This window comes from Paraburkholderia fungorum (assembly GCF_902833645.1).
GTDB lineage: Bacteria > Pseudomonadota > Gammaproteobacteria > Burkholderiales > Burkholderiaceae > Paraburkholderia > Paraburkholderia fungorum.
In genome coordinates, this window is sequence record NZ_CADFGE010000011.1 from 81,848 (window position 1) to 106,006 (window position 24,159).

Below are 24,159 nucleotides of genomic sequence, written 5' to 3' on the forward strand. Positions count from 1 at the left end.
GATAGAAACTGGTGGATAAAACCCGCGAAAAAGTCAGGGCAAGCGGCAAAAAACACAGCGGCAAACGGCCCGTGTGATGCCACACGCCCCTAGCCCACGTTCTTCACTTCGGGCTTCAGCGACATCGGATCCGTAGGGTTACGCAACTGCTCGATATCCTCGTGACGCAGCTTCACCGTCGCCATGATGCCCGGATGCGTGACGATGTAAAAACGCCGCGCGGCGATCGCTTCGAACGTAATGTCGGCAACGTCGGTCGCGCTCAGCTTGCCCGCTTGCACCGCCCGCTGCAATTGCTTGCCGGCGGCGATCTGCGAGCGAGTCGGTCCGCTCGCGTTGCGCAGTTCAGTAGGCCGCGCGCGTTCCGCGTCGGCGATACCGGTCGGCACGAAGGCCGGACACAATAACGAACAGCCGACCTCGCCGCCACCGGCCGCCGATTCAGGCTTGCCTGCCTGCGCGATTTGCAGGTCGTGATAAAGCGTCTCGGTGAGCGACACCACGGCGTGCTTCGAGGCGTTGTAGACGCCCATCGCGGGTGGCGACAGCAAGCCCGCCACCGACGCCGTGTTGACGATATGCGCGGGCTCGTTCTGCCTCAGCATGATCGGCGTGAAGGCACGCACGCCGTGCGCAACGCCCATCACGTTGACGTTGAACACCCACGCCCAATCGTTCGCCGAGCTTTCCCAGAGGAAGCCGCCCGAGCCCACGCCAGCGTTGTTGAACAGCAGATGCACCTTGCCGAACGCGTCGAGCGCCGCTTGCGCGAGCGCTTCGACCTGGGCCGCGTCGGACACGTCCGTCGGCACGCCGATTACCTCGACGCCGTCGGCGCGCAATGCGTCGACGGTTTGAACAAGCGCCTCGGGATTCAGGTCGGCGAGCACGAGCTTCATGCCGAGCGATGCGCCCTTCTCCGCAAACGCCCGGCCGAAACCGCTTGCTGCCCCCGTGATCACCGCTACCTTGCCGGCGAATTCGAACATCGTTTCTCTCCTGCGTTTATCGGCCCGGAATTATCCACCGGGAATCGTCAGCCGATACGGCGACCGGCTGAGCCTCATCGATCTCTATCGCATGCGCGGCTGGACAGCCGCCGCGCTCAAACCAGCTTGACGAGTTGCTTGCCGAAGTTCTTGCCCTTCAGCAAACCGATGAACGCCTCGGGCGCCGCATCGAGCCCTTGCGCGATCGTCTCGCGATATTGCAGCTTTTTCTGCGCGACCAGCGTGCCGAGCTGCTTGAGCGCTTCGGGCCACACCTCCATATGCTCGCTGACAATGAAGCCCTGCACCAGCAGACGCTGCGTGAGCATCAGCGACGGGTGCTTGAGCGGCAGCGGCTGGCCGTCATAACCGGCGATAAACCCGCACAACGCGATGCGCCCAAAGGCGTTCATGCGCGCGAGCGTAGCGTCGAGCACTTCGCCGCCGACGTTCTCGAAGTAGCCATCGACGCCGTCCGGCGTCACGGCCTTGAGGTCCTGATACAGGTTGCCTGCCTTGTAGTCGACGCACGCGTCAAAGCCAAGCGTCTCGACCACGTAGCGGCACTTATCCGCGCCGCCTGCGATACCGACCGCACGTGCCCCGGCCAGCTTCGCCAGTTGGCCGACCACGCTGCCCACCGCGCCGCTTGCCGCGCTGACCACCACGGTATCACCCGCTTTCGGCGCGATGATCCGGTTCAGGCCGTACCAGGCCGTGACGCCCGGCATGCCGACCGGGCCGAGATATGCCGACAGCGGCACGTGCGTGTCGTCGACTTTCTGCACACCCGCGCCATTCGAGGTGCCGTATTCCTGCCAGCCGAACATCGCGACCACCTTGTCGCCGACCGCGAATTTCGGATTCTTCGACTCGACCACCTCGCCCACCGTGCCGCCGATCATCACTTCGTTCAGCGGTTGCGGGGCTGCATACGATTTGCTGTCGTTCATGCGGCCGCGCATGTACGGATCGAGCGACAGAAAGTGATTGCGCACGCGAAATTCCCCGTCGGCAAGCGGCGCAAGCGGGGTTTCGACGAGCTTGAAGTTATCGGGCGTGACAGCACCTTGTGGGCGCGAAGCCAGCACGAGTTGACGGTTGATCTGGGGCATGACGGTCGTCTCCATGGGTTACCGATGTGATCGGCGAGTGATTCGAACGAACGGTGTATGCAATGACGGAATCCGGCGCGCAGCGGGCTCGCTGCGCGCCATTCATCCGCTGATTAGCTGTCGCTGGGACCGGGTTTCGCCGACGGGTCGCTGCGCAGACGCTGTTGCGTCACGTCGCGGCCCACGGCGAGACGCCGCATATATTTGAAGGTGCCGAGCGCCTTGGCGACGAAGTGGCCCTCGCTATCGCGGATCTCGCCTTCGCAATAGGCCATGGTGGTCGAGCGATGCAGCACGCGGCCGGTGGCGCGCAATTCGCCGCGGCCCGGCTGCATGAAGTTGACCTTCATCTCGACAGTGACGACGCCAATACCGTCGCCGGCCAGGCTGCGCGCGGCCATCGCGAGCGCGACGTCGGCAAGCGTCATGGTTACGCCGCCGTGCGCAACGTCCCACGTGTTCATGTGGTCGTGCTGCAGCGGCAACACGATTTCGCTGACGCCGTCGGCAACCGAGACGAGTTGCGCACCCAGCCGGTCGACGAACGGGCTTTCGGGCAGCGACGCAGCGCCCGCTTTAGATGAAGATGATTCGGTCATTGCTGATTTCAGATTCCGTAGTCGGCGCATTCGCCCGACGCACGCGGTGCGCCTGAAGTGAATATCCGCGGGTTTCGGGCTGCCCGGACGTGCGCTCGACGGCGCACACGTGCAGCAGGAAATGATAACCGCTATGGGGTTCGCGCATGCGCCGCCATCCGTGCCGCCAGCCGCCCCAAACTGCGCACCGCCTCGTCGGCCCGATCGAGATCCGTACTCGGGCAACTGAGGCGAATGAAATGATCGAAGCGCCCTGCGTTCGAAAACACCGTACCCGGCATCACGCGAATGCCTTCGTCCAACGCCGCTTCGAAAAAAGCGGAGGACGACACGTGACGCGGCAACTCGATCCAGTAGAACATCCCGCCGCCCGGTGGCGTGAAGCGCGTTCCGTCGGGGAACGATGCGGCGATCGCCGCGGCCATACGTTCGCGCTGAATCCGCAGCCGGTCGCGCAAACGCCGCAAATGCCGCTCATACGCATTCGTTTCCAGAAATTCGGCGAGCACGACTTGCGACAACTGCTCGTTATGGCGCGACTGCGTGAACTTCAGCATGCCGACGCGCCGATGCCAGCGTCCGCCGTTGATCCAGCCGACCCGCATGCCGGGCGCGAGCGTTTTGTTGAACGACGTGCAATGGATCACCGTGCCGTCGGTGTCCCAGGACTTCAACGACCTGGGCGGCTGAGCAGTGTCGACCAGTTCGCGGTAGGGATCGTCTTCGATCAGCGCAATGCCGGCACGCGAACACAGTTCGACGAGCCGGGCCTTGTGCGTATCGGGCATGACGCTGCCGAGCGGATTCTGCAGATTCGGCACGACCACCACCGTCCTGATATCCGGATGCGTTTGCAGCGCGAACGCCAGGGCTTCGACGGCGATGCCGGTGGTCGGGCTGGCCGGGATTTCGAGCGCCCGCAGGCCGAGGCTTTCGAGCACCTGCAGCAAGCCGAAGAAGCACGGCGACTCCACCGCGACCGTGTCGCCCGGCTGCGTCACGGCGCGCAAGGCCAGGTTCACGGCTTCGATGCCGCCGTGGGTCATGATCACGTCGTCCGCGCCGATCTGAATGCCGACGTCGAGCGCGCGGCGCGCAATGATCGCGCGCAATTCGGGATCGCCCTGATCGTGGCCGGCCGTGGTCAGCAAGGTCGGCCGGCGACGCAATGCGCGCAACGCGGCTTTTTGCAAGGCATCCGTGGGGTAAAGGTCGGGCGACGCAGTCGAGCCGCCGAGATTCAACGCGTCGGGATAGCGCTGGAATTTCGACACGATCGCGGAAATCGCCGAATGGATGCCGACGAACTGCGCGGCGCCGGGGGCGGCCGCGAGATCCGGCTCGGTGGCGGCCGGCAACGTAGCCGCTTGCCGGGCGCGCACAAAGTAACCGGCGCGTGGCCGGGCGTCGATGAGCGCGTCGCGTTCCAGCGTGCGATAACTTTCGGTCGCCGTCGCGAGGCTCACGCCGTGCCGCTGCATGAACGCGCGCATCGACGGCATGCGGTCGCCGGGACGCAGCACGCCTTTATCGATCGCATGGCGGTATTGGTCGGCCAGTTGGCGGTAGAGGGGACGGCCATCCGTGGGGCGGCCATCCGCGGGGCGGCCATCCGCAGGGCTGCCGTCCACGCGCTGTTCCTCCAGCGGCAAAACCGCTGTCGGCGCCTCGGGCATGGAAAGAGAAGAGTTCATGAACCGATGGTGCGGACAGTTCGTGCGCGGCGACAGATACACATCGGCCTGATTCCAACCGATACAGCACACTGAAATCTCGCTTTGTACCGGTTCACATAGTCCATTGCTGCGCCTGTTTTCACGTGGACGAACTCAATAAGCTTTGGGGCATGGAAACGGTTTAAAGGAGTCGATCATGCCCGCTGCAGCACCTCGCCCCGATTTGTCCCGCGCTGCCGCCACCTCCCGCGTCGCGGCCGGCCAGATGGCCGTACACAATCTGCGCGCACGCACCTCGATCGTGGCCGTCGAAGGCGATCTGCAACTCGACTTTCGCGATCACGCCCTCGCGTGGCTCGGCGATACCGTCCCGCTCACCTCGCTCGCGCTGCACGAAGGCGAATGCTATGTCACGCCACAGCGTGGCGTCGTAACGATCAGCACCACCGATGCGCGATCCGCGGTGTTCGCCGTCCAGCCGTGCCGCGCCGAAAACGAGTGGCTCGCTTACCTCATTCAAGCCGGGCGCAATCTGGCGCGCCTCGTCAAAACGCGACTGCGGCGCGCCATCTGATACATCCCTACCGGTGCGTGACCGGGGCGCTCTGCCCGGTCACGCGCCTGATCACACCACTTCAAACAAACCTGCCGCGCCCTGGCCGCCGCCGATACACATCGTCACGACGACCAGCTTCGCGCCACGCCGCTTACCTTCAATCAACGCGTGGCCGGTCAGGCGCGCGCCCGATACGCCATACGGATGGCCCACCGCGATCGCGCCGCCGTTAACATTCAGACGGTCGTGCGGAATGCCGAGCTTGTCGGCGCAATACAGCACCTGCACCGCGAACGCTTCGTTCAGCTCCCACAGGTCGATATCTTCGACCTTCAGGCCGGCCTGCTTGAGCAGCTTCGGCACGGCGAACACCGGGCCGATGCCCATCTCGTCCGGCTCGCAACCGGCCACCGCGAAGCCGCGGAAAATACCGAGCGGTTGCAGACCTTCGCGCTCCGCAACTTTCGCGTTCATCACGACACAAGCCGACGCGCCGTCCGAGAACTGGCTCGCATTGCCTGCCGTAATCACGCCGCCGGGCATCGCGGTGCGAATCTTCGACACACCTTCGAGCGTCGTGTCGGCACGAATGCCTTCGTCGGCGCTGACTGTCACTTCCTTCGTGAAGAGACGCCCGCTCGCTTTGTCGGCGACGCCGGCCAGCACCGTCAGCGGCACGATCTCGTCCTTGAACTTGCCGGCTTCGAGCGCGGCCGCGGCGCGCTGTTGCGAGCGCACCCCGTACTCGTCCTGACGTTCCTTCGAGATCGAGTAGCGCTTCGCGACGTTCTCGGCGGTCTGCAGCATCGACCAGTAGATTTCCGGCTTGTTCTTGCTGAGCCAGCCTTCGGCCATCATGTGGCGATTCATCTCGTTCTGCACGCACGAGATCGACTCCACGCCACCCGCGACGAACACATCGCCCTCACCGGCGATCACGCGTTGCGCGGCCAGCGCGATCGTCTGCAAACCGGACGAGCAGAAGCGGTTCACCGTCATGCCCGGCACACTGACCGGCAAACCGGCGCGCAGTGCGATCTGGCGCGCGATGTTGGCGCCCGTCGCGCCTTCCGGATTCGCGCAGCCCATGATCACGTCTTCGATGCGCGCCGGGTCCAGCTTCGCGCGCTCGACGGCGGCCTGCGTCACATGCCCGCCGAGCGTCGCGCCGTGCGTCATGTTGAAACCGCCGCGCCATGATTTGGCCAGGCCCGTGCGGGCGGTGGATACGATTACGGCATCAGTCATGCATCTCTCCTGTGTCGACCCGAGTTGGCGCTTTAGCTGTCGACCCGAGTTGGCGCTTTAGCGCTTACTCGGGTCCCATGCAAAGCTCTTACTCGGGTCTCATGCAAAGCTCTTACTCGGGTCCCATGCCAGTTGGCTGGTCCTTCCAGATGTTGATGGTGGGCGCGCCGGCGGATCGCTCGGTCGCCCCACTTCACTCATTTCAGTCGCTCGCTCATTGAGCCCGAGCGGCGGCGCTTCAGCCGTTGAACCCACGGCCCTTTGCCGCCAGCTCCGCAATGCTCGGCGCCAGTTGCCACGCGTCGCCATTCGGCCGCGACGCATAGCGGCGAATCGCACGCTCGACGTTGTAGAGGCCGACCGTATCCGCGTACAGCATCGGGCCGCCGCGATAGAGCGGGAAGCCGTAGCCGGTCAGATAGACCATGTCGATATCCGACGCCTTCGACGCAATGCCTTCCTCGAGAATCTTCGCGCCTTCATTGACGAGCGCGAACACGAGGCGCTCGACGATTTCCTCGTCGCTGATCTTGCGGCGCTCCGCGTTGGTTTCCTTCGAGAACGCTGCGATCATGTCGTCGACCACTTTCGACGGATACGCAGTACGGTCCCCCGCCTTGTAGTCGTACCAGCCACCGCCGGTCTTCTGCCCGAAGCGGCCGGTCTCGCACAGACGGTCGGCAATCTTCGAGTAGTGCATGTCGGGATGTTCCTGATAGCGGCGCTTGCGAATCGCCCAGCCGATGTCGTTGCCGGCCAGGTCGCTCATGCGGAACGGGCCCATCGCAAAGCCGAACTTCTCGATTGCCTTGTCCACCTGCGCGGGCAATGCGCCTTCTTCGAGCATGAAGAGCGCCTGGCGGATGTACTGCTCGATCATCCGGTTGCCGATGAAGCCGTCGCACACGCCCGAGACCACCGCGGTTTTCTTGATCTTCTTTGCGAGCTTCATGACGGTGGCGAGCACGTCTTTCGCCGTGGCCTTGCCGCGCACCACTTCGAGCAGCTTCATCACGTTGGCCGGGCTGAAGAAGTGCATGCCGACCACGTCTTGCGGGCGCTTCGTGAAAGCGGCGATCTTGTCGACATCCAGCGTCGACGTGTTCGACGCGAGGATCGCGCCGGGCTTCGCTACTTCGTCCAGACGCTTGAACACCTGCTCCTTGACGCCCAGTTCTTCGAACACCGCTTCGACGATCAGGTCGGCGTTTTTCAGATCGTCGTAGGAAAGTGTTGGCGTGATCAAGGCCATGCGCTGTTCCAGCGCTTCGGGCTTGAGCTTGCCCTTCTTGACGGTGGCTTCGTAATTCTTGCGGATCGTGGCGAGACCGCGATCGAGTGCTTCCTGCTTCGTTTCCAGCAGCGTGACCGGAATGCCGGCGTTGATGAAGTTCATCGCGATGCCGCCGCCCATCGTGCCGGCGCCGATCACGGCCACCTGCTTGATGTCGCGCACCGGCGTATCCGACGGCACATCGGGAATCTTGCTCGCCGCGCGTTCGCCGAAGAATGCGTGACGCAGTGCGTGGCTTTCCGGCGTTTGCACGAGCGCGACGAAGCATTCGCGTTCGAACGCGAGGCCCTTGTCGAAACCGTTCTGCACGCCCGCTTCCACGGCGTCGATACACTTCAGCGGTGCCGGGAAATTCTTCGCCATCGCGGCAACCGTATTGCGCGCGAACTGGATGAAACCGGCGGCATTCGGATGCTCGATCTTGCGGTCGCGCACCTTCGGGTGCGGGCCGGCCTGTGCCCCGACCTTGCGGCCAAACGCGAGCGCCGCTTCAGCCAGATCGCCTTCCACGACCTGGTCGAACAGCCCCGAATCGGCCAGCTTCTCCGACATCACCGGCGCGCCGGAGACGATCATGTTGAGCGCGGCTTCAAGGCCAATTGCGCGCGGCAGACGCTGCGTGCCGCCCGCGCCCGGCAGGATGCCGAGCTTCACTTCCGGCAGCGCGATCTGCGCGCCAGGTGCGGCGATGCGGTAATGCGCGCCGAGCGCAAGTTCAAGGCCGCCGCCCATGGCAACGCTATGAATCGCGGCGACAACCGGCTTGGCGCTCCCTTCGACGGTCTTGATGACCGTATGGAGGGTCGGCTCCTGGGTCGCCTTCGGCGTGTTGAATTCAGTGATATCGGCGCCGCCAGAAAAGGCTTTGCCGGCGCCCGTCAGCACGATCGCCTTGATGGCCGGGTCGTTCTGCGCGCGCTCGATCCCTTCGACGATACCGGCTCGCGTCGAAAGGCCGAGGCCGTTTACGGGGGGATTGTTCAGCGTAATGACGGCCACGCCGTCATGAGTTGTGTAGTCCACTGCCATCTGCCTGCCTCCGTGCGATGAGGCGGCGCATGACGCGCCGCCCGTCCGGGATTATCGAGTCGGCTCATAGTCCGACTTTAGCGCCGATTCCCCGGGGTCAGCAGGCAGAATACACAAAAAAGCACGCTCGTTCAATTTATCGTTAGGCGGGGTTTCCCCTGGCAGGCGGAGTCAGCGGGCAATCCTTTTCGTCTTCGAGCGCGGACGGCAGCACGTGGTCGCGAAAAATGTCGCGCAGCTTGAGCTTTTGCAGCTTGCCGGTGGCCGTGTGCGGCAACTCGTCGACGAAAACGACGTCGTCGGGAATCCACCATTTCGCCACCTTGCCGTCATAGAAGGCGAGCAACTCCTCGCGCGTCACGTCGAAACCCGCCCGCTTGACCACCACCAGCAGCGGCCGCTCGGTCCATTTCGGATGCGCGCAGGCAATGCACGCGGCCTCGGCCACCGCTGGATGCGCGATCGCGACGTTCTCGATGTCGATCGAACTGATCCACTCACCGCCCGACTTGATCACATCTTTCGAGCGATCCGTGATGTGCAGGAAGCTGTCGCGGTCGATGGTGGCGACGTCGCCGGTCGGGAACCAGCCGTCCACGAGCGGCGACTCGTCCTTGCGGAAATACCGGTCGATCACCCACGGACCGCGCACGTGCAGATCGCCGAACGCCACGCCGTCCCAGGGCAGATCGCGCCCGTCTTCGCCGACGATCTTCATATCGACGCCATACAGCACATGGCCCTGCTTTTCGAGCAGTTTGCGCTGCTCCTCGATCGGACGCTGACTCTGTTCCCACGTCAGTTTCGACAGGGTGCCGAGCGGAGACATTTCCGTCATGCCCCATGCATGGATCACCTGCACGCCGTACTCGTCCTCGAAGGTTCGCAGCATGGCCGGTGGGCATGCCGAGCCGCCGATCACCGTGCGATTGAGCGAGGAGAAGCGCACCTTGGCCTCGCGCAGATAGTTGAGCAGGCCGAGCCACACGGTCGGCACGCCGGCCGAATAGGTGACGCGCTCGCTTTCCATCAATTCATACAGCGACTTGCCGTCGAGATCCTTGCCGGGGAAAACCAGCTTGGCGCCGGTCAGCGGCGCGGAGTGCGGAATACCCCACGCGTTCACATGAAACATCGGCACGACCGGCAGCACGGAGTCGCGCGCGGACAGGCTCATCGCATCGGGCAGCGCCGCGCCGAACGCATGCAGCACCGTCGAACGATGCGAATACAGCGCGCCTTTCGGATTGCCGGTGGTGCCGGACGTATAGCAGAGATAAGAGGCCTGACGTTCGTCGATGGCCGGCCAGTCGTAGTGGCCATTCTGGGCGTCCAGCAAGGTTTCGTAGCTCAGCACCGGCGTTTGCATCTTCGGCAGATGCGCTTCGTCGGCCAGCGCGATCCAGCCGCGCACTTTGGGGCAGTGCGGCGCGAGCGCGTCGACGAGCGGTGCGAACGTGGTGTCGAACAGCACGTAGGCGTCGTCGGCGTGGTTGACGATGTAGGCGATCTGATCGGGAAAGAGGCGCGGGTTGATCGTGTGGCAGACGGCGCCGAAACCGGTCGTGCCGTAATACGCTTCCAGATGCCGGTAGCCGTTCCAGGCCAGCGTGGCCACCCGCTCGCCGGGCTCGACACCGAGCGCGATCAGCGCCTGCGCCAGCTGCTTCGCGCGCTTTTCACAGTCGCGATAGGTATAGCGATGCACGTCGCCTTCGATGCGTCGCGACACGATCTCGGTGTCGCCGAAATGCCGCGCGGCATGCGCGAGCAACGAGGACACGGTGAGCGGCACGTCCATCATCTGGCCAAGCAGCGGCGTCGTCATAAAGAGAGGTCTCCTCGCCTTGTGTGCTTCATTGGGGTTACTGTTCGAGGCCGCGCGGCACGTTCAGCTCGAGTTACTTACTCACAGTTACGTGCTCACAGGATTGCGTTGCGCCAGGGTTGCGCGAAACGCGCCGATGAGTCCGTGCGGCATGCTCCGGAACGGTGCGGGCGCGCTCCGGCAGGAGACGCCCGGCACGCGAGCGGCATGGGGCGAAAGGCCGACCAGCAGCGCCGCGGGCGCGGACTTACAATATCGGTTAATCCAGAGGCGCTCAATATGTCGTTTTCCCCAAGCATTGCAGGGTTATCCGAGCCTTTATCGGCTCTTTCCAACGCACTTACCGCCTCGCCCGAAAGCGCGTTCGCGCGCCTCGGCAGCGTGTTTCTGACCCGGCTGCCGGCGGCGCCGCTCAGCGCACCCTACGTGGTCGGGTTCTCCGAAGAAACCGCTGCGTTGCTCGGCTTAGAGCCCGGGCTCCAGAACGATCCGGGCTTCGCCGAACTGTTCTCCGGCAACGCCACACGCGAATGGCCCGCCGAAGCGCTGCCGTATGCATCGGTGTATTCGGGGCATCAATTCGGGGTGTGGGCCGGCCAGCTCGGCGACGGCCGCGCGCTCGGTCTCGGCGAAGTCGAGCACGACGGCCAGCGCTTCGAGCTGCAGCTCAAAGGCGCGGGCCGCACGCCCTATTCGCGCATGGGCGACGGCCGCGCCGTCCTGCGCTCGTCGATTCGCGAATATCTGTGTTCGGAAGCGATGCATCACCTCGGCATTCCGACCACGCGCGCGCTGTGCGTGATCGGTTCCGACCAGCCGGTGCGCCGCGAAGAAGTCGAAACCGCGGCAGTCGTCACCCGCGTGGCGCCGAGTTTCGTACGCTTCGGGCACTTCGAGCATTTCTATTCGAACGATCGCGTCGACGCACTGCGCGCCCTCGCCGACCATGTGATCGATCGCTTCTACCCGCATTGCCGCGAAACCGGCGATCCGTATCTCGCGCTGCTGAATGAAGCGGTGCTGTCCACAGCCGATCTGATGGTGGAGTGGCAAGCCGTCGGCTTCTGCCACGGCGTGATGAATACCGACAACATGTCGATCCTCGGTCTCACGATCGACTACGGCCCATTCGGCTTCATGGACGGCTTCGACGCCGGCTACATCTGCAATCACTCGGATTCGCAAGGCCGTTACGCGTACAAGATGCAGCCGCAGATCGCGTACTGGAACCTCTTCTGCCTCGCGCAAGGCCTGTTGCCACTATTGGGTGAGCAGCATGAGGAGAGCGTGCGCGGCGACAAGGCGATCGAAGACGCGCAACGCGTGCTCGGCGGCTTCAAGGACCGTTTCGCGCCGGCGCTGGAACAACGCATGCGCGCCAAGCTCGGCCTGGAAACCGAACGCGACGGCGACGACACGCTAGTCAACCGTCTGTTCGAAGTGATGCACGCCAATCGCGCGGATTTCACGCTGACGTTCCGCAATCTGGCGCGTATTTCCCGGCACGACGCAAGCGGCGACGCATCCGTGCGCGACCTGTTTCTCGACCGTGCCGCGTTCGACGCGTGGGTGAACGACTACCGCGCGCGTTTGTCCCATGAAACACGCGACGACGCCGCGCGCGCCATTGCAATGAACCGTGTCAACCCCAAATTCGTACTTCGCAATCATCTGGCGGAAACGGCGATCCGCCGGGCGAAAGAGAAGGATTTCTCCGAAGTGGAACGTTTGGCCGCCGTGCTGCGCCGCCCGTTCGACGAGCAACCGGAGAACGAAGCGTATGCGGGGCTGCCGCCTGATTGGGCCAGTTCGCTGGAAGTGAGCTGCTCTTCGTGACGAGCCCCAAAAACAATCTCGAGACAGGAACCCCGACCATGAACAAACCCGACGACCTCAACAGCGGCGCGCCCGCCGTGCAGAAAGACGACGCCGAATGGCGCAAACAGCTCTCCGACATCGAATATCAGGTGACGCGCCACGCGGCCACCGAGCGCCCCTTTACCGGCCGCTATCACGATCACTGGGACCGCGGCGTCTATGATTGCGTCTGCTGCGGCACGCCGCTGTTCGAATCGGACACCAAGTTCGACGCCGGTTGCGGCTGGCCGAGCTACTTCAAGCCGATCAACGGCGAGGTGATCGCCGAAAAAACCGACCGCTCGCACGGCATGCTGCGCATCGAGGTGCAGTGCAAGAACTGCGGCGCGCACCTGGGTCACGTGTTCGAAGACGGACCGGCGCCGACCGGTCTGCGTTACTGCATCAATTCGGCTGCGTTACAATTCGAGCCCAAGTAACGCAGCGCGGAGTTCGGCGCGTTGCCGGCCGGCGTCTGTCATGAAACGCCAACCGGTGGCGGCTCCCTTCATCCGGCTTGCGCACCGATCAACGCAGCGGTCAACGCGGCGCTTACCCGGCACGGCAATCCTGCTACGAATGGCGCAACGCGCCGCTCCGGGCTGCCGCGGCGGGTTTGCGCCGCATTCCCCGCCACCGGGCGCCCCGCGCCGCGTCCCCGTTCCTTCGACCCATTCTCCGTATTCCCGACCAGATAATGAAATTCCTGTTCGATCTGTTCCCGATCATCCTGTTTTTCGTCGCCTTCAAGATATGGGGCATTTTCACGGCGACGGCAGTGGCGATCGTTGCCACGCTGGTGCAGATCGCGTGGGTGGCCTTCCGCCACCGCAAGGTCGACCCGATGCTGTGGGTGAGCCTCGGCGTCGTCACCGTATTCGGCGGCGCGACGCTCGTGCTGCACAACGACACCTTTATCAAATGGAAGCCGACCGTGCTGTACTGGGCGTTTTCGGTCGCGCTGGTCGTCTCGCAACTCGCCTTCAACAAGAATCTGATCGAAGCGATGATGGGCAAGCAGATCACGCTGCCGCACGCGATCTGGGGCAAGCTGAATATCGTCTGGGCGATTTTCTTCGTACTGCTGGGCCTGGTGAATCTGTTCGTCGCGTACAACTACACGACCGATCAGTGGGTCAATTTCAAGCTGTTCGGCGCGACCGGGTGCCTGGTGGTGTTCATCGTCGGACAGAGTTTGTGGCTATCGAAGTACATGAAGGAAGAATGACATGACGAGCGATGTGTTCATGCACGCCACCACCGCCGAGCGCGCCGCGCTGATCGAGGCGCGTCTCACCGCGGCGCTCGCGCCGGTCGCCTCGATCCAGATCACGGACGACAGCGCGCAGCACGCGGGCCATGCCGGCGCGTCTGCCGGCGGTCATTTCACTGTCACGATCGTGGCCGCCGCATTTGCCGGCAAGGCCCGCGTGGCGCGGCATCGCATGGTGTATGATGCGCTGGCCGATGCCATGCAGCGCGGCATTCACGCCCTTGCAATCACGGCGTATACGCCCGAAGAATTCGCTTTGTTGCCCCGCTAGGAAACCTTTCGATGACCTTGAAGAAAACCCGCCTTTGGGTATTGCTGGCTGCCTTTGCGGCCGCACCTGCATTCGCACAGAACATCGCTGTCGTAAACGGCACGCCGATTCCGAAATCGCGCGCCGACGCGTTAATCAATCAACTGGTTCAACAAGGCAAGCAAGACTCGCCGCAGCTGCAAATGGCCGTGCGTGAAGAGTTGGTGAACCGCGAAATCCTGATGCAGGAAGCGCTGCGCCGCGGCCTGCCGAATCGGCCGGACGTCAAGGCGCAAATTGCCGTTGCACAGCAAACCGTCGTGCTGCGCGCGCTGATCGAAGACTTCGTGAAGAACAACACGCCGACCGACGCCGAAGTCACCGCGCGCTACAACGCGTTGGTCAAGGACGCGGGCGGCAAGGAATACCATCTGCACCACATCGTCGTGGACAACGAACAGCAAGCCAAGGATCTGATCGCCAAGATCAAGGGCGGCGCGAGCTTCGAAGACCTCGCCAAGCAATACTCGAAGGACCCGGGATCGGGCAAGAATGGCGGCGACCTGGACTGGTCGGACCCGAAGGCCTACGTGCCTGAATTCGCGGATGCGGCCACGCATCTGCAGAAGGGCCAGATGACCGACACGCCGGTGCATACGCAATTCGGCTGGCACATCATCCGTGTCGACGACATCCGCGACGTCACGCCGCCGCCGCTCGAACAGGTGCGTCCGCAGATCGTGCAGCAGATTCAGCAGGAAAAGCTGCAGGCGTTCGAAGAAGGTCTGCGTAAGAACGCGAAGATCCAGTAAGCTTCTGGCTTGCTGCTTCAGAGCAAAAAAACCGCCCTCGGGCGGTTTTTTGTTTCTGCGGATTTCATGTGGGATTGCCGGCCCCTCGAGGGCACCGATATCAGTTGCGCAAAGCTCTGCTCATCTCCGCGAGCGGCATGGCAGCAATCGAGTCGAGCAGCCGTATTTCGCCGGCATTGGGCTGCGCGATCTCGTCGACCGCGCGCCGGGTGTCCGCCACCCTGGCGTCGACAGTGGCGAGCATCTCATCGAGCAATTTTTCCGCACCTTTTGGCTGGAGGCCAAGCGCTTCGCCGAATATCAGCATGTTTTTTCTGGAAATGTCCGCGAACTGGGTGGCCTCTCCAACCGGCATGGTCAGATCGCAGTGGGGCCAACGGTCCCGCTGATTCGGCTGGTAGGTCGGCGTATGGTAGACGACCGTGCTGACCAGATCGTAAAACGGCGCCAGCATGTAGCCTCGCGCACTCACGAAAAACGAGAGGTTTTTGAGGTGAGAATCCGCGTTGCCGATTAACACGTTGAAGACCGCCCAGCGGAACACATCTAGACGTGCCTTTGCCCGTGTGCCGGTTATTTCGATAGCATCCCTGAGTATCTGCGCCGTCGCGTTCCGATATTTGAAATGACGGTCGTAGTTCAACAGTTGCATTGCGTCGACCGTATGCAGGCGTCGAACCGGCTCTGCGGCCATATCGCGATCGAAGCGGTCGATAACATAGCAGGCCGAGGGCACGCGCATGAAATGCGTAGGCGGCACGCGCACGCCCATCGCTTGCGCGAGGCGCATGCAGAAAAATTCGTTGATCGCCGAATGAGGATAGCCTGTGCTTCGCATGTCAGGTTTGAGCAGATGCATCGACGGCTCATTGCCCACGGGCTCGGAAAGCTCGTAATTCGGTGCGTCACCTCGCAAGGACAGCAGCAGCTTTTGTTGGGCGCCCGCCGCGGACATGCGTTTGGGTGCGGTGGTGCTGAGCGCACGCTGCGGCATGGCCTGAATGCGAGCCTCCAGTTCCGCATATGACAAGGGCTGCAAACCGGCGGATGCCTCGCGCTCGCCCTCCGCGAGCAGCGTCAAGGCTCCTGCCGACTCCCGTCCGTAGTAGGCAAGCAGACCCCACGCATCGCTCGCATTGACTTTGGCTTCACGAGCAAGCGCCGTGCGCATTTCCTCTTCAGGCAAAAGATTGTCGAAGAACCATTGCACCGGCCGCTGGCTCGACCCGTCGACGAAAGGCCCGGCGTGTAGAGGAAAAGCAGGTGAAAGCGCGAATGCGTCTTCGCGGCCCAGCCAGTCCTCATCGTAGGTAAATGACCAGATGCCGCTGTCATCACTCACGACGCCGACGCGCCGGCCATTCGCGTAGGCGACGAGCGTTCTAGCTGCCATGAACTGCTCGTCTGCGCTTGGGGGCCTTCGCGGCCAGGGCCGGAGGAATATCGACGGAAACCTGCGCGCGCAGCGTGATGCCCAGTTCGCCAAGAAGGTGGAGCACCTTGCCGATCTGGGCGGTCGGCTTACCCGCCTCGATGTGCGTAATGAATTTTGGAGAAAGGCCGGTGGCGATGGCGACGTCGTCGCGCGTCAACCCTTGTGCGAGCCTTGATGCCCGCACAAGATCGCCCAACTCCGTCATGCCGCTGATGTAAACCTCAGACTGACGCATTCTCTACCCCACCCGTTCGTACCCGCTCGGGAACATTATGCCAGAGATAGATCCAGGAGCCCAAGTTCGTACCCGACCGGGTACGAACCCTCGAATTGAAAAGTGCTATAGCCATTTCGTACCCGAGCGGATACGAGCGGCACCAACCCTGCAAGTATCACGTTCACTCGTACCTGATCGGATACGAAGAACACGAGAAGAACACGAACTGAACGTCGCCAATCTAATGGCAGCAACGCGGCGGTCCAGCACAGAAGCCGCCCGCTGTCGGCTGACGACAGCCGTCGTACCGGCAGACCGCCACGCCCGGATAACGCGGCGATCTGCATTACAACGCTATTAGCCCAGCCAGCGGCGGGCGTTCTGGAACACGCGCAGCCACGGGCTCGCGTCGGTATCGCCCTCGCCCCAGCCTTCCGGATGCCAGCTCATCTGCACCGCACGATGCACGCGCTCGGTGTGCGGCATCAGCACGGTGAAGCGGCCATCCGGCGTTGTGACCGAGGTGATGCCGTCCGGCGAACCGTTCGGGTTGAACGGATACTGCTCCGTTGCCTGACCACGGTGATCGACGAAGCGCATCGACACGTCGACCTTCGACGCATCGCCTTGCTGCGAGAAGTCCGCGTAACCCTCGCCGTGCGCGATCGCCACTGGAATGCGCGAGCCTTCCATGCCGGCAAAGAAGATCGACGGCGAAGCCTGCACTTCGACCAGCGAGAAGCGCGCTTCGAATTTCTCCGACTTGTTGCGCGTGAACTTCGGCCATGCTTCGGCGCCCGGAATCATCGACGCGAGGCTGCTCATCATCTGGCAGCCGTTGCAGATGCCCAGCGCAAACGTGTCTTCGCGGCCAAAGAACGCGGCAAACATATCGGCCAGTTGCGAGTTGAAGCGAATCGCCTTCGCCCAGCCTTCACCGGCACCCAGCGTGTCGCCATACGAGAAACCACCGCACGCCACCGCGCCGGCGAAATCCGCCAGATTGGCGCGGCCGGCCAGCAGGTCACTCATGTGCACGTCGTGCGCGTCGAAACCGGCGCGATCGAATGCATAGGCCGTTTCGAGGTGCGAGTTCACGCCCTGCTCACGCAGGATCGCGACACGCGGACGTGCGCTCTTGCCGATGAACGGCGCAGCAACGTCTTGTGACGGATCGAACGTGAGAACCGGCGAGATGCCCGGATCAGCGGCGTCGGAAAGCGCATCGTATTCGGCATCTGCACAGGCCGGGTTGTCGCGCAGACGCGAAATACGCCAGCTCACTTCGCTCCACGCGCGATGCAATTCGGTACGCGGTGCTTCGTAGATCTTCTTGGCGTCGCGATAGATTTCGATCGTGTCGCGTTCATTGGTCTTGCCGATCACGTGCGAGCATGCCGACAGACCGTGTTCACGCAACGCGCCCAGCACCGCGTCGCGGTCTGTCGCACGCACCTGAATCACCGCGCCGAGTTCTTCGTTGAAGAGCGCGCGGATCGTGCGGTCTTCACGACGGCCGCTGGTCTGCTTCGCCCAGTCTTTCGCGTCGCCGTAATCGGATTCGTGGTTCGGATCGAGCACCAGCATGTCGACGTTCAGCGACACGCCGACGTGACCCGCAAACGCCATTTCGCACACCGTTGCCCACAGGCCGCCATCCGAGCGGTCGTGGTACGCAAGCAGCTTGCCGTCGCTATTGAGCGACTGGATCGCGGTAAAGAAACGCTTGAGATCTTCCGGATCGTCGACATCCGGCACCGTATCGCCGACCTGCTGCGTAACTTGCGCGAGGATACTGCCGCCCAGACGATGCTTGGCGCGGCCAAGGTCGATCGCGATCAGCACCGAATCGCCCACCTCATTCGCGCGGCGCAGTTGCGGCGTGAGGTGGCGGCGCACGTCTTCGACCGGCGCGAACGCCGAGATGATCAGCGAGACCGGCGCGACGACTTCCTTCGCCACGCCACGGTCTTCCCACTTGGTGCGCATGGACAGCGAATCCTTGCCGACCGGAATGCTGATGCCGAGCGCCGGGCACAGCTCCATGCCAATCGCCTTGACCGTGTCGTACAGCGCGGCGTCTTCGCCCGCTGCGCCGCAGGCGGCCATCCAGTTCGCCGACAGCTTGAGCTTGTCGAGCGACGCGATCGGCGCCGCCGCGATATTGGTCACCGCCTCGCCGACCGCCATACGGCCCGAGGCCGGCGCGTTGATCACGGCGAGCGGCGTGCGCTCGGCCATGGTCATCGCTTCGCCGCGGAAACCCGCGTAATCCATGGTCGTGATGGCGACGTCGGCCACCGGCACTTGCCACGGCCCGACCATCTGGTCACGCGCTGTCGTGCCGCCCACCGAGCGGTCGCCGATCGTGATCAGGAACGACTTGCTGGCAACCGTGGGGTGCCGCAGCACGCTCACCGCGACCTCCGGCAACGCGATGCCGGTGACATCCACCGGTTCAAACTTCTGTTCGACGCGCTTCACGTCGCGATGCATGCGCGGCGCCTTGCCGAGCAGCACTTCCATCGGCATGTCGACCGGCTGGTGTACAGCGTCGCCATCCGCTTGCGAATCGATCACCTTCAACTGACGCTCGGCCGTGGCCGTGCCGACCACCGCGAACGGGCAACGCTCGCGCTCGCACATGGCTTTGAAGGCCGGCAGATCGGCCGGCGCAATCGCCAGAACGTAACGCTCCTGCGCCTCGTTCGACCAGATTTCGCGCGGCGACAAACCGCTCTCTTCCAGCTGGATCTTGCGCAGGTCGAAGATCGCGCCCTTGCCCGCACCATCCACCACTTCCGGGAACGCGTTCGACAACCCGCCCGCGCCCACGTCGTGAATGCTCAGAATCGGATTCTTCTCACCGAGTTGCCAGCACGCGTTGATCACTTCCTGCGCGCGGCGCTCGATTTCCGGATTGCCGCGCTGGACCGAGTCGAAATCGAGTTCGGCCGTGTTGGTGCCGGTCGCCATCGAACTGGCGGCGCCGCCGCCCATGCCGATGCGCATACCCGGACCGCCGATCTGGATCAGCAGCGAGCCTTCCGGCAGATCGTGCTTGTGCGTGTGTTGATCGGAGATATTGCCGATGCCGCCGGCGATCATGATCGGCTTGTGATAACCGCGCACCAGACCCGCGACGTTCTGCTCATAGGCGCGGAAATAGCCGCCCAGATTCGGACGGCCGAATTCGTTATTGAACGCGGCGCCGCCGAGCGGGCCGTCGATCATGATTTGCAGCGGCGACGCGATACGGTCAGGACGGCCGTACGCTTCGAACTTGTCGTCCGGGTTCCGGTGCGCCAGCGGCTGGGCGGCGTCGCGCGCGTTTTCCCAGGCTTCCACGCCGTCCGGCAATTCCAGATTCGACACCGTAAAGCCCGCCAGACCCGCCTTCGGACGCGCACCGCGGCCGGTCGCGCCTTCGTCGCGGATTTCGCCGCCCGCGCCGGTCGAGGCGCCCGGGAACGGCGAGATCGCGGTGGGGTGATTGTGCGTTTCCACCTTCATCAAGGTGTGCGTCAGTTCAACGCCGCGGCGATAGTGCTCGGGCAATTCGTTCGCGCCGAGCTCAGCCGGCGTGCGCGGGAACCAGCGCTCGGCCATGCCGCCCGCCATGATCGCCGAGTTATCCGAATACGCGACGATCGTGCCCTGCGGGTTCAGCTTCTCCGTGTTGCGGATCATGTTGAACAGCGAGATGTCCTGCTTCTCGCCGTCGATCGTCCATTCAGCGTTGAAAATCTTGTGACGGCAGTGCTCGCTGTTGGCCTGCGCGAACATCATCAGCTCGACGTCGGTCGGATTGCGGCCGAGTTTCGTGAAGGCGTCGACCAGGTAGTCGATTTCGTCGTCGGCGAGCGCGAGGCCCAGTTCGGTGTTCGCCGCTTCCAGCGCGCCACGGCCGTTGCTCAGCACGTCGACGGTTTGCAGCGGCTTGGCCGGCAGTTCGTCGAACAGATGCAACGCATGGTCACGCGAGGGCGCCACGCTTTCGGTCATGCGGTCGTGCAACGCCGCGGCGACGGCCGCGCGGGCCTCATCTGAGAGCGCTTTCTTGCCGCCTAACAGACCGCTTTTCAGGGTGACCGTGTATTCGACCCCGCGTTCGATGCGGCGCACCTGCGTCAGGCCGCACAGGTGGGCAATATCGGTTGCCTTGCTGGCCCACGGCGACACGGTGCCGAAACGCGGCACCACGAGGAAAGTTTCAGCCGTGCCGCGCTCTTTGGTTTCTTCGAGCGGATCGCCGTAGTGAATCAGCGCTTCGATCTTCGCGTTGTCTTCCGCGGACAGCGGGGTTTGTGCGTTGACGAAGTGCAGATACTGCCCGCGCACGCCGGTGATGTTGGCGTCGATGCGCGTGAGCGTGTCGAGCAGGCGGGTTTGACGGAAATCGGAAAGGGCCGAAGCGCCGGGGAAACACGAGAAGTGGGCCATGGACTTGACGTTGCGTCGCTAATGATGCCGATGAGTCGCGCGTGCAGGCGACGTGAGGCGGAAAGGAAGTCCGAGATTATACCCCGGGAACGGGCTTCCGACGGGCTTCGCACCAGGGTTTTGGTGGGGTTTGCGTGGTGGATCGGGCCGGCCGTGGCGGCGCTTCGGCGTAGCGCTCGCGTGGCAGAGCCATCCGTTTGACTGCTATCATTCGGCGTTTCACCAGATCGGCGCGAGCGGCCTGAGCAATGCCGGGCAGCGCGCCGCATGCCACGCTTAACGGGAACGCGGCGTTTCGGCCTCCCGCCGGCAAATCGAATCAGATATGGATGTCATCGTCATTGGCGGCGGGATTGTGGGCGTCGCCACCGCTTATCAGCTGCGCGCGGCCGGCCACCGGGTATGCGTCGTCGAGCGCCACGCCACGGTCGCGCAAGGCGCGACCTATGGGCACGGCGGCACCGTGCTGCCGACCCCGCTCGACGTCTGGTTCGGCCCGACTTTCATGGCGAGCCGCCAGGGCGCCAAAAACGGCGTGATCAGCAAGGCCGGCTTTAACGGGCCGGCACGCCAGTTCGTCAAGCAACTGGCCGCCTTGCAGGAGCCCGAGGCGTTCAGCCGCCAGTATGCGCGCCTGCGTCCGCTGATCGAAGCCTCGCGCGAAGCCATGGCCGATATCGAAGCGCGCTTCGGCCTGGAATTCGAACAGGCCAGCGGCCTGCTCTATCTGGTGCGTTCCGAGCAGGAATGGCAGCAGACCCAGACGGCGCTCGATCTGCTGCGCCAATTCGAAGTCCCGCACCACGTGCTGACGCCGGCCGAATGCGCCGCGTTCGAGCATTCGGTACGGACCGAGCCGGAATTCGCCGGCGGGGTGCTGTTCGACCACGAGCGCACGGCCAACTGCCCGCTTTTCGCCAAACTGATCAAGCAGACCCTCGATACGCAAGGCGGCGTGCAATTCATGCTGGGTTGCGAGGTCTCGGCGATCCGCCTCGAAGGCCCGCGCGCCGCGGTGGAGCTGGCGCCACGGCCCGGCGCCGCTTCTGCCGCCGCACGTTCACGCGAAGTCGACGTGATCAACGCCGACGCAATCGTCGTCGCCGCGGGTTACGGCAGCCTGCCGCTGCTCGAGCGCCTAGGGTTGCGGCTGCCGCTGCATCCGTTGCGCCTGCATAACCTGGTGGCGCCCATCGCGCATGAGGAATGCGCGCCGCATGTCGCGATTGTGGACGCGGTCAAGCGGATTACGGTCAGCCGCATGAATCATCGCCTGCGGGTTGCGGGCGGCGCGGTTTTGCAAAGCGCCGCGCAGATCGACAAGCCGCTGGGCGAGGCGCTCACGAAAGAAGCGCTGGCGTTGCTGGGCCAGGCGACGCACGACTGGATTCCAGGTGCTGCGCGAATCTCCGCCGCCTTGCCGTGGGAAGGCGTAAAACTGCTGTCGCCGGACGGCTTGCCGGTGATCGGCAACGTGCTTCATCCGCGCCTGTTCGTGAATGCCGGCCATGGGCCTGCCGGTTGGGGCCTGGCATGCGGAGCGGGCAAACTGGTCGCCGACCTGATCTCGGGTAACACCCCCGAGGTCCCCGCCGACACCCTGGCGGCGCTGCGCGCGGACCGTTTCCAGTGAAAGGCGGACCCGCTCAGCAGCGGGTCCTTGCCAATACGGTGCGCGCCCGACGCCTATCGGCACTACCATAGTGGCTCCTCAAGCTTCGTCGCCTTGTCCAAGGTGAACCCCAAGCCTCGCCATGACCGCGCCCGAATCCACGCCCCCGACCTTGATCAGCCCGCGCGACCGGGCCTTGCCGCTGCTCACGCTGACCGATCTGCGAATCCTTGAAAACCAGGCCGCGGCGACGCTGCCTGAGCACACGCTGATGTCGCGCGCCGGCAAAGCCGCCGCAAGCTACCTGCAGGAACAGATCAGCCGCGATACGTCGATCGAAAAATCGAAGCACAAGGTATGGATCGTGGCCGGCCCGGGCAACAACGGCGGCGACGCCCTGGTGATGGCCGCGGAGCTTCACCAGGCCGGCATCGCCGTCGACCTGTGCATGCCGCTTGAAGTCAAACCAGCCGACGCCCGCTGGGCGCTCGACATGGCCCGCGTGGCGGGCGTCGCCATGACCGCGGCGCCGCCGGCCTCGCTGGAAAGCTATACGTGGCTGGTGGACGGCATGTTCGGGATCGGCCTGACCCGCCCTCTGGAAGGCATCTTTGCGGGCATCGCCCGTCAACTGTCGCAACGCACCAAGGCAAAGCGGGCAAGAGGCGGCGTCCTTGCGCTCGACACACCCAGCGGTCTCGATACCGATACCGGCATGGTGATCGGCGGGCAGCGGGATCAGGACAAGGGCGGCAGCGCAAGCTCGAGCGATGCTTGCGCGGTGCATGCCACCCACACGATCACCTTTATCGGCGCGAAACCCGGTCTTTTCACCGCGCAGGGCCGCGATCTCGCCGGCCGGGTGACGGTGGCGCCGATCGGCGTCGACAGTAGCGCTCGCACGGCCGTGCAACTCAGCGCGCCCGAGCTGTTCGCCGCCTTCCTGCCGGCACGCGACTTCGCCACCAACAAGGGTACGTTCGGCAGCCTCGCCGTGGTCGGCGGCGACACCGGCATGTGCGGCGCGCCGATCCTCGCCGCACGCGCGGCGCTTTATACCGGCGCGGGCAAAGTGCACGTCGCGTTGCTTGGCGACGGCGCCCCGCCCTACGATCCGCCGCATCCTGAACTGATGTTGCATGCAACCGACACTCTGCCGCTCGACAAGATGGATGCGCTCGCCGTCGGCTGCGGCATGGGTCAGCGCGATCGGGCCACACATGTCATGCACGACGTGCTGCCGCTCGACGTGCCCAAACTGTTCGACGCCGACGCACTCAATCTGATTTCCACCGACCCGTCGCTCGCCGCCGAAGTCACCGCGCGCGGCGTACAAGGCGACCCGTGCGTAATGACGCCGCATCCACTCGAAGCCGCGCGCCTGCTCGGCACCGACGCGCCGGGCGTGCAACGCGACCGCCTCGCCGCCGCGCGCGCACTGGCCGCGCGCTTTGCCGCCGTGATCGTGTTGAAAGGCACGGGCACCGTGATCGCCGCGCCGGATGGCCGCGTCGCAATCAATCCGACCGGCAATGCCGCACTGGCGACAGGTGGCACCGGCGACGTGCTCGGTGGCATCATCGGCGCGCTGCTCGCCCAGCATCTGCCGCGCTACGAAGCTGCGCTGGCGGGCGTCTATCTGCACGGCCTCGCCGCCGACACATTGAGCGCACAAGGCCACGGCCCAGCGGGTTTGACGGCGGGCGAACTCGCCCCGATGGTGCGGACGTTGCTAAACCGGATGTTCTATCCGGCGGCCGCTGAATAAACCAACCCGTCCCACAGTTTGCGTCGAGCGACTCAACACAGCCGAACCGCTGCCACCCTGCTGTCACCTGTCACGCAACGCCGCTATACTGACTAACTGCGCCGCGCGTCGGGTCATCGCGGGCTGCAGCGAGACTTCGGTGGCCGCCTCGATTACGA

General features: G+C 64.0%; 19 protein-coding genes. 8 read left to right on the forward strand and 11 right to left on the reverse strand.

What is annotated here, in order from left to right; translation table 11 throughout:
- Positions 1-89: 89 nt before the first annotated feature.
- The 5 genes from HWX91_RS28820 to HWX91_RS28840 all read right to left on the reverse strand — a co-directional run bounded on the left by HWX91_RS28820 (position 90) and on the right by HWX91_RS28840 (position 4,397).
- A complete protein-coding gene (locus tag HWX91_RS28820) occupies positions 90-989 on the reverse strand; it encodes an SDR family oxidoreductase (RefSeq protein ID WP_028196565.1) in 900 nt (299 codons plus the stop codon).
- Positions 990-1,105: 116 nt separating this feature from the next.
- Positions 1,106-2,104 (reverse strand): NADP-dependent oxidoreductase, encoded by a 999-nt coding sequence (locus HWX91_RS28825; RefSeq protein WP_028196566.1) that lies wholly within the window; start codon positions 2,102-2,104, stop codon positions 1,106-1,108.
- Positions 2,105-2,217: 113 nt separating this feature from the next.
- Positions 2,218-2,703: a PaaI family thioesterase gene (locus HWX91_RS28830; RefSeq protein ID WP_028196567.1), complete on the reverse strand. Its 486-nt coding sequence runs from the start codon at positions 2,701-2,703 to the stop codon at positions 2,218-2,220.
- The gene (locus HWX91_RS28835) at positions 2,681-2,851 is read right to left on the reverse strand and encodes a hypothetical protein (RefSeq protein ID WP_162181291.1); all 171 of its coding nucleotides are present in this window, start codon (positions 2,849-2,851) and stop codon (positions 2,681-2,683) included. The genes HWX91_RS28830 and HWX91_RS28835 overlap by 23 nt, the downstream gene beginning before the upstream one ends.
- A complete protein-coding gene (locus tag HWX91_RS28840) occupies positions 2,835-4,397 on the reverse strand; it encodes an aminotransferase-like domain-containing protein (RefSeq protein WP_244144161.1) in 1,563 nt (520 codons plus the stop codon). The genes HWX91_RS28835 and HWX91_RS28840 overlap by 17 nt, the downstream gene beginning before the upstream one ends.
- Before the next feature lie 178 nt (positions 4,398-4,575).
- Between HWX91_RS28840 and HWX91_RS28845 the strand changes: the two genes are divergently transcribed.
- Positions 4,576-4,953, forward strand: coding sequence for a hypothetical protein (locus HWX91_RS28845; RefSeq protein ID WP_028196569.1), 378 nt, complete (start codon positions 4,576-4,578; stop codon positions 4,951-4,953).
- A 51-nt stretch (positions 4,954-5,004) separates the two neighbouring features.
- Here HWX91_RS28845 and HWX91_RS28850 read toward each other — a convergent pair whose 3' ends face one another.
- The 3 genes from HWX91_RS28850 to HWX91_RS28860 all read right to left on the reverse strand — a co-directional run bounded on the left by HWX91_RS28850 (position 5,005) and on the right by HWX91_RS28860 (position 10,334).
- On the reverse strand, positions 5,005-6,183 hold the full coding sequence (locus tag HWX91_RS28850; protein WP_028196570.1) for an acetyl-CoA C-acyltransferase: 1,179 nt from the start codon (positions 6,181-6,183) through the stop codon (positions 5,005-5,007).
- A 238-nt stretch (positions 6,184-6,421) separates the two neighbouring features.
- Positions 6,422-8,506: a 3-hydroxyacyl-CoA dehydrogenase NAD-binding domain-containing protein gene (locus HWX91_RS28855; protein ID WP_028196571.1), complete on the reverse strand. Its 2,085-nt coding sequence runs from the start codon at positions 8,504-8,506 to the stop codon at positions 6,422-6,424.
- A 142-nt stretch (positions 8,507-8,648) separates the two neighbouring features.
- Complete coding sequence (locus tag HWX91_RS28860; protein WP_028196572.1) at positions 8,649-10,334, reverse strand: 3-(methylthio)propionyl-CoA ligase; 1,686 nt, start codon at positions 10,332-10,334, stop codon at positions 8,649-8,651.
- Positions 10,335-10,613: 279 nt separating this feature from the next.
- On the opposite strand from HWX91_RS28860, the gene HWX91_RS28865 reads away from it, so the two are divergent.
- The 5 genes from HWX91_RS28865 to HWX91_RS28885 all read left to right on the forward strand — a co-directional run bounded on the left by HWX91_RS28865 (position 10,614) and on the right by HWX91_RS28885 (position 14,526).
- Positions 10,614-12,170 carry a protein adenylyltransferase SelO gene (locus HWX91_RS28865; RefSeq protein WP_028196573.1) on the forward strand — a complete coding sequence of 519 codons (1,557 nt, stop codon included), beginning with the start codon at positions 10,614-10,616 and terminating at the stop codon, positions 12,168-12,170.
- A 38-nt stretch (positions 12,171-12,208) separates the two neighbouring features.
- Positions 12,209-12,631, forward strand: coding sequence for a peptide-methionine (R)-S-oxide reductase MsrB (gene msrB / locus HWX91_RS28870; protein WP_028196574.1), 423 nt, complete (start codon positions 12,209-12,211; stop codon positions 12,629-12,631).
- Between the two features lie 257 nt (positions 12,632-12,888).
- Positions 12,889-13,419 carry a septation protein A gene (locus HWX91_RS28875; RefSeq protein ID WP_028196575.1) on the forward strand — a complete coding sequence of 177 codons (531 nt, stop codon included), beginning with the start codon at positions 12,889-12,891 and terminating at the stop codon, positions 13,417-13,419.
- 1 nt (position 13,420) lies between these two features.
- Entirely contained in the window at positions 13,421-13,735 is a 315-nt protein-coding gene (locus HWX91_RS28880; protein ID WP_028196576.1) for a BolA family protein, read from the forward strand.
- Between the two features lie 11 nt (positions 13,736-13,746).
- Positions 13,747-14,526, forward strand: a complete 780-nt coding sequence (locus tag HWX91_RS28885; RefSeq protein ID WP_028196577.1) for a peptidylprolyl isomerase — start codon at positions 13,747-13,749, stop codon at positions 14,524-14,526.
- 100 nt (positions 14,527-14,626) lie between these two features.
- Here the strand turns inward: HWX91_RS28885 and HWX91_RS28890 are convergent, their stop codons facing one another.
- The 3 genes from HWX91_RS28890 to purL all read right to left on the reverse strand — a co-directional run bounded on the left by HWX91_RS28890 (position 14,627) and on the right by purL (position 20,621).
- Positions 14,627-15,919, reverse strand: a complete 1,293-nt coding sequence (locus tag HWX91_RS28890; RefSeq protein WP_028196578.1) for a HipA domain-containing protein — start codon at positions 15,917-15,919, stop codon at positions 14,627-14,629.
- Positions 15,909-16,196, reverse strand: a complete 288-nt coding sequence (locus tag HWX91_RS28895) for a helix-turn-helix domain-containing protein (RefSeq protein WP_028196579.1) — start codon at positions 16,194-16,196, stop codon at positions 15,909-15,911. The genes HWX91_RS28890 and HWX91_RS28895 overlap by 11 nt, the downstream gene beginning before the upstream one ends.
- A 339-nt stretch (positions 16,197-16,535) precedes the next feature.
- Entirely contained in the window at positions 16,536-20,621 is a 4,086-nt protein-coding gene (gene purL, locus HWX91_RS28900) for a phosphoribosylformylglycinamidine synthase (RefSeq protein ID WP_028196580.1), read from the reverse strand.
- A gap of 325 nt (positions 20,622-20,946) precedes the next feature.
- On the opposite strand from purL, the gene HWX91_RS28905 reads away from it, so the two are divergent.
- Positions 20,947-22,254 carry an FAD-dependent oxidoreductase gene (locus HWX91_RS28905; protein ID WP_028196581.1) on the forward strand — a complete coding sequence of 436 codons (1,308 nt, stop codon included), beginning with the start codon at positions 20,947-20,949 and terminating at the stop codon, positions 22,252-22,254.
- A 121-nt stretch (positions 22,255-22,375) separates the two neighbouring features.
- Positions 22,376-24,001 carry an NAD(P)H-hydrate dehydratase gene (locus HWX91_RS28910; RefSeq protein WP_028196582.1) on the forward strand — a complete coding sequence of 542 codons (1,626 nt, stop codon included), beginning with the start codon at positions 22,376-22,378 and terminating at the stop codon, positions 23,999-24,001.
- Positions 24,002-24,159: the final 158 nt, after the last annotated feature.

What these genes read in the sequence shown, in the direction of transcription:
- HWX91_RS28820 (WP_028196565.1), bottom strand. Translation starts at nt 989, where the DNA reads ATGTTCGAATTCGCCGGCAAGGTAGCGGTGATCACGGGGGCAGCAAGC.
- HWX91_RS28825 (WP_028196566.1), bottom strand. Translation starts at nt 2,104, where the DNA reads ATGCCCCAGATCAACCGTCAACTCGTGCTGGCTTCGCGCCCACAAGGT.
- HWX91_RS28830 (WP_028196567.1), bottom strand. Translation starts at nt 2,703, where the DNA reads ATGACCGAATCATCTTCATCTAAAGCGGGCGCTGCGTCGCTGCCCGAA.
- HWX91_RS28835 (WP_162181291.1), bottom strand. Translation starts at nt 2,851, where the DNA reads ATGCGCGAACCCCATAGCGGTTATCATTTCCTGCTGCACGTGTGCGCC.
- HWX91_RS28840 (WP_244144161.1), bottom strand. Translation starts at nt 4,397, where the DNA reads ATGAACTCTTCTCTTTCCATGCCCGAGGCGCCGACAGCGGTTTTGCCG.
- HWX91_RS28845 (WP_028196569.1), top strand. Translation starts at nt 4,576, where the DNA reads ATGCCCGCTGCAGCACCTCGCCCCGATTTGTCCCGCGCTGCCGCCACC.
- HWX91_RS28850 (WP_028196570.1), bottom strand. Translation starts at nt 6,183, where the DNA reads ATGACTGATGCCGTAATCGTATCCACCGCCCGCACGGGCCTGGCCAAA.
- HWX91_RS28855 (WP_028196571.1), bottom strand. Translation starts at nt 8,506, where the DNA reads ATGGCAGTGGACTACACAACTCATGACGGCGTGGCCGTCATTACGCTG.
- HWX91_RS28860 (WP_028196572.1), bottom strand. Translation starts at nt 10,334, where the DNA reads ATGACGACGCCGCTGCTTGGCCAGATGATGGACGTGCCGCTCACCGTG.
- HWX91_RS28865 (WP_028196573.1), top strand. Translation starts at nt 10,614, where the DNA reads ATGTCGTTTTCCCCAAGCATTGCAGGGTTATCCGAGCCTTTATCGGCT.
- msrB (WP_028196574.1), top strand. Translation starts at nt 12,209, where the DNA reads ATGAACAAACCCGACGACCTCAACAGCGGCGCGCCCGCCGTGCAGAAA.
- HWX91_RS28875 (WP_028196575.1), top strand. Translation starts at nt 12,889, where the DNA reads ATGAAATTCCTGTTCGATCTGTTCCCGATCATCCTGTTTTTCGTCGCC.
- HWX91_RS28880 (WP_028196576.1), top strand. Translation starts at nt 13,421, where the DNA reads ATGACGAGCGATGTGTTCATGCACGCCACCACCGCCGAGCGCGCCGCG.
- HWX91_RS28885 (WP_028196577.1), top strand. Translation starts at nt 13,747, where the DNA reads ATGACCTTGAAGAAAACCCGCCTTTGGGTATTGCTGGCTGCCTTTGCG.
- HWX91_RS28890 (WP_028196578.1), bottom strand. Translation starts at nt 15,919, where the DNA reads ATGGCAGCTAGAACGCTCGTCGCCTACGCGAATGGCCGGCGCGTCGGC.
- HWX91_RS28895 (WP_028196579.1), bottom strand. Translation starts at nt 16,196, where the DNA reads ATGCGTCAGTCTGAGGTTTACATCAGCGGCATGACGGAGTTGGGCGAT.
- purL (WP_028196580.1), bottom strand. Translation starts at nt 20,621, where the DNA reads ATGGCCCACTTCTCGTGTTTCCCCGGCGCTTCGGCCCTTTCCGATTTC.
- HWX91_RS28905 (WP_028196581.1), top strand. Translation starts at nt 20,947, where the DNA reads ATGGATGTCATCGTCATTGGCGGCGGGATTGTGGGCGTCGCCACCGCT.
- HWX91_RS28910 (WP_028196582.1), top strand. Translation starts at nt 22,376, where the DNA reads ATGACCGCGCCCGAATCCACGCCCCCGACCTTGATCAGCCCGCGCGAC.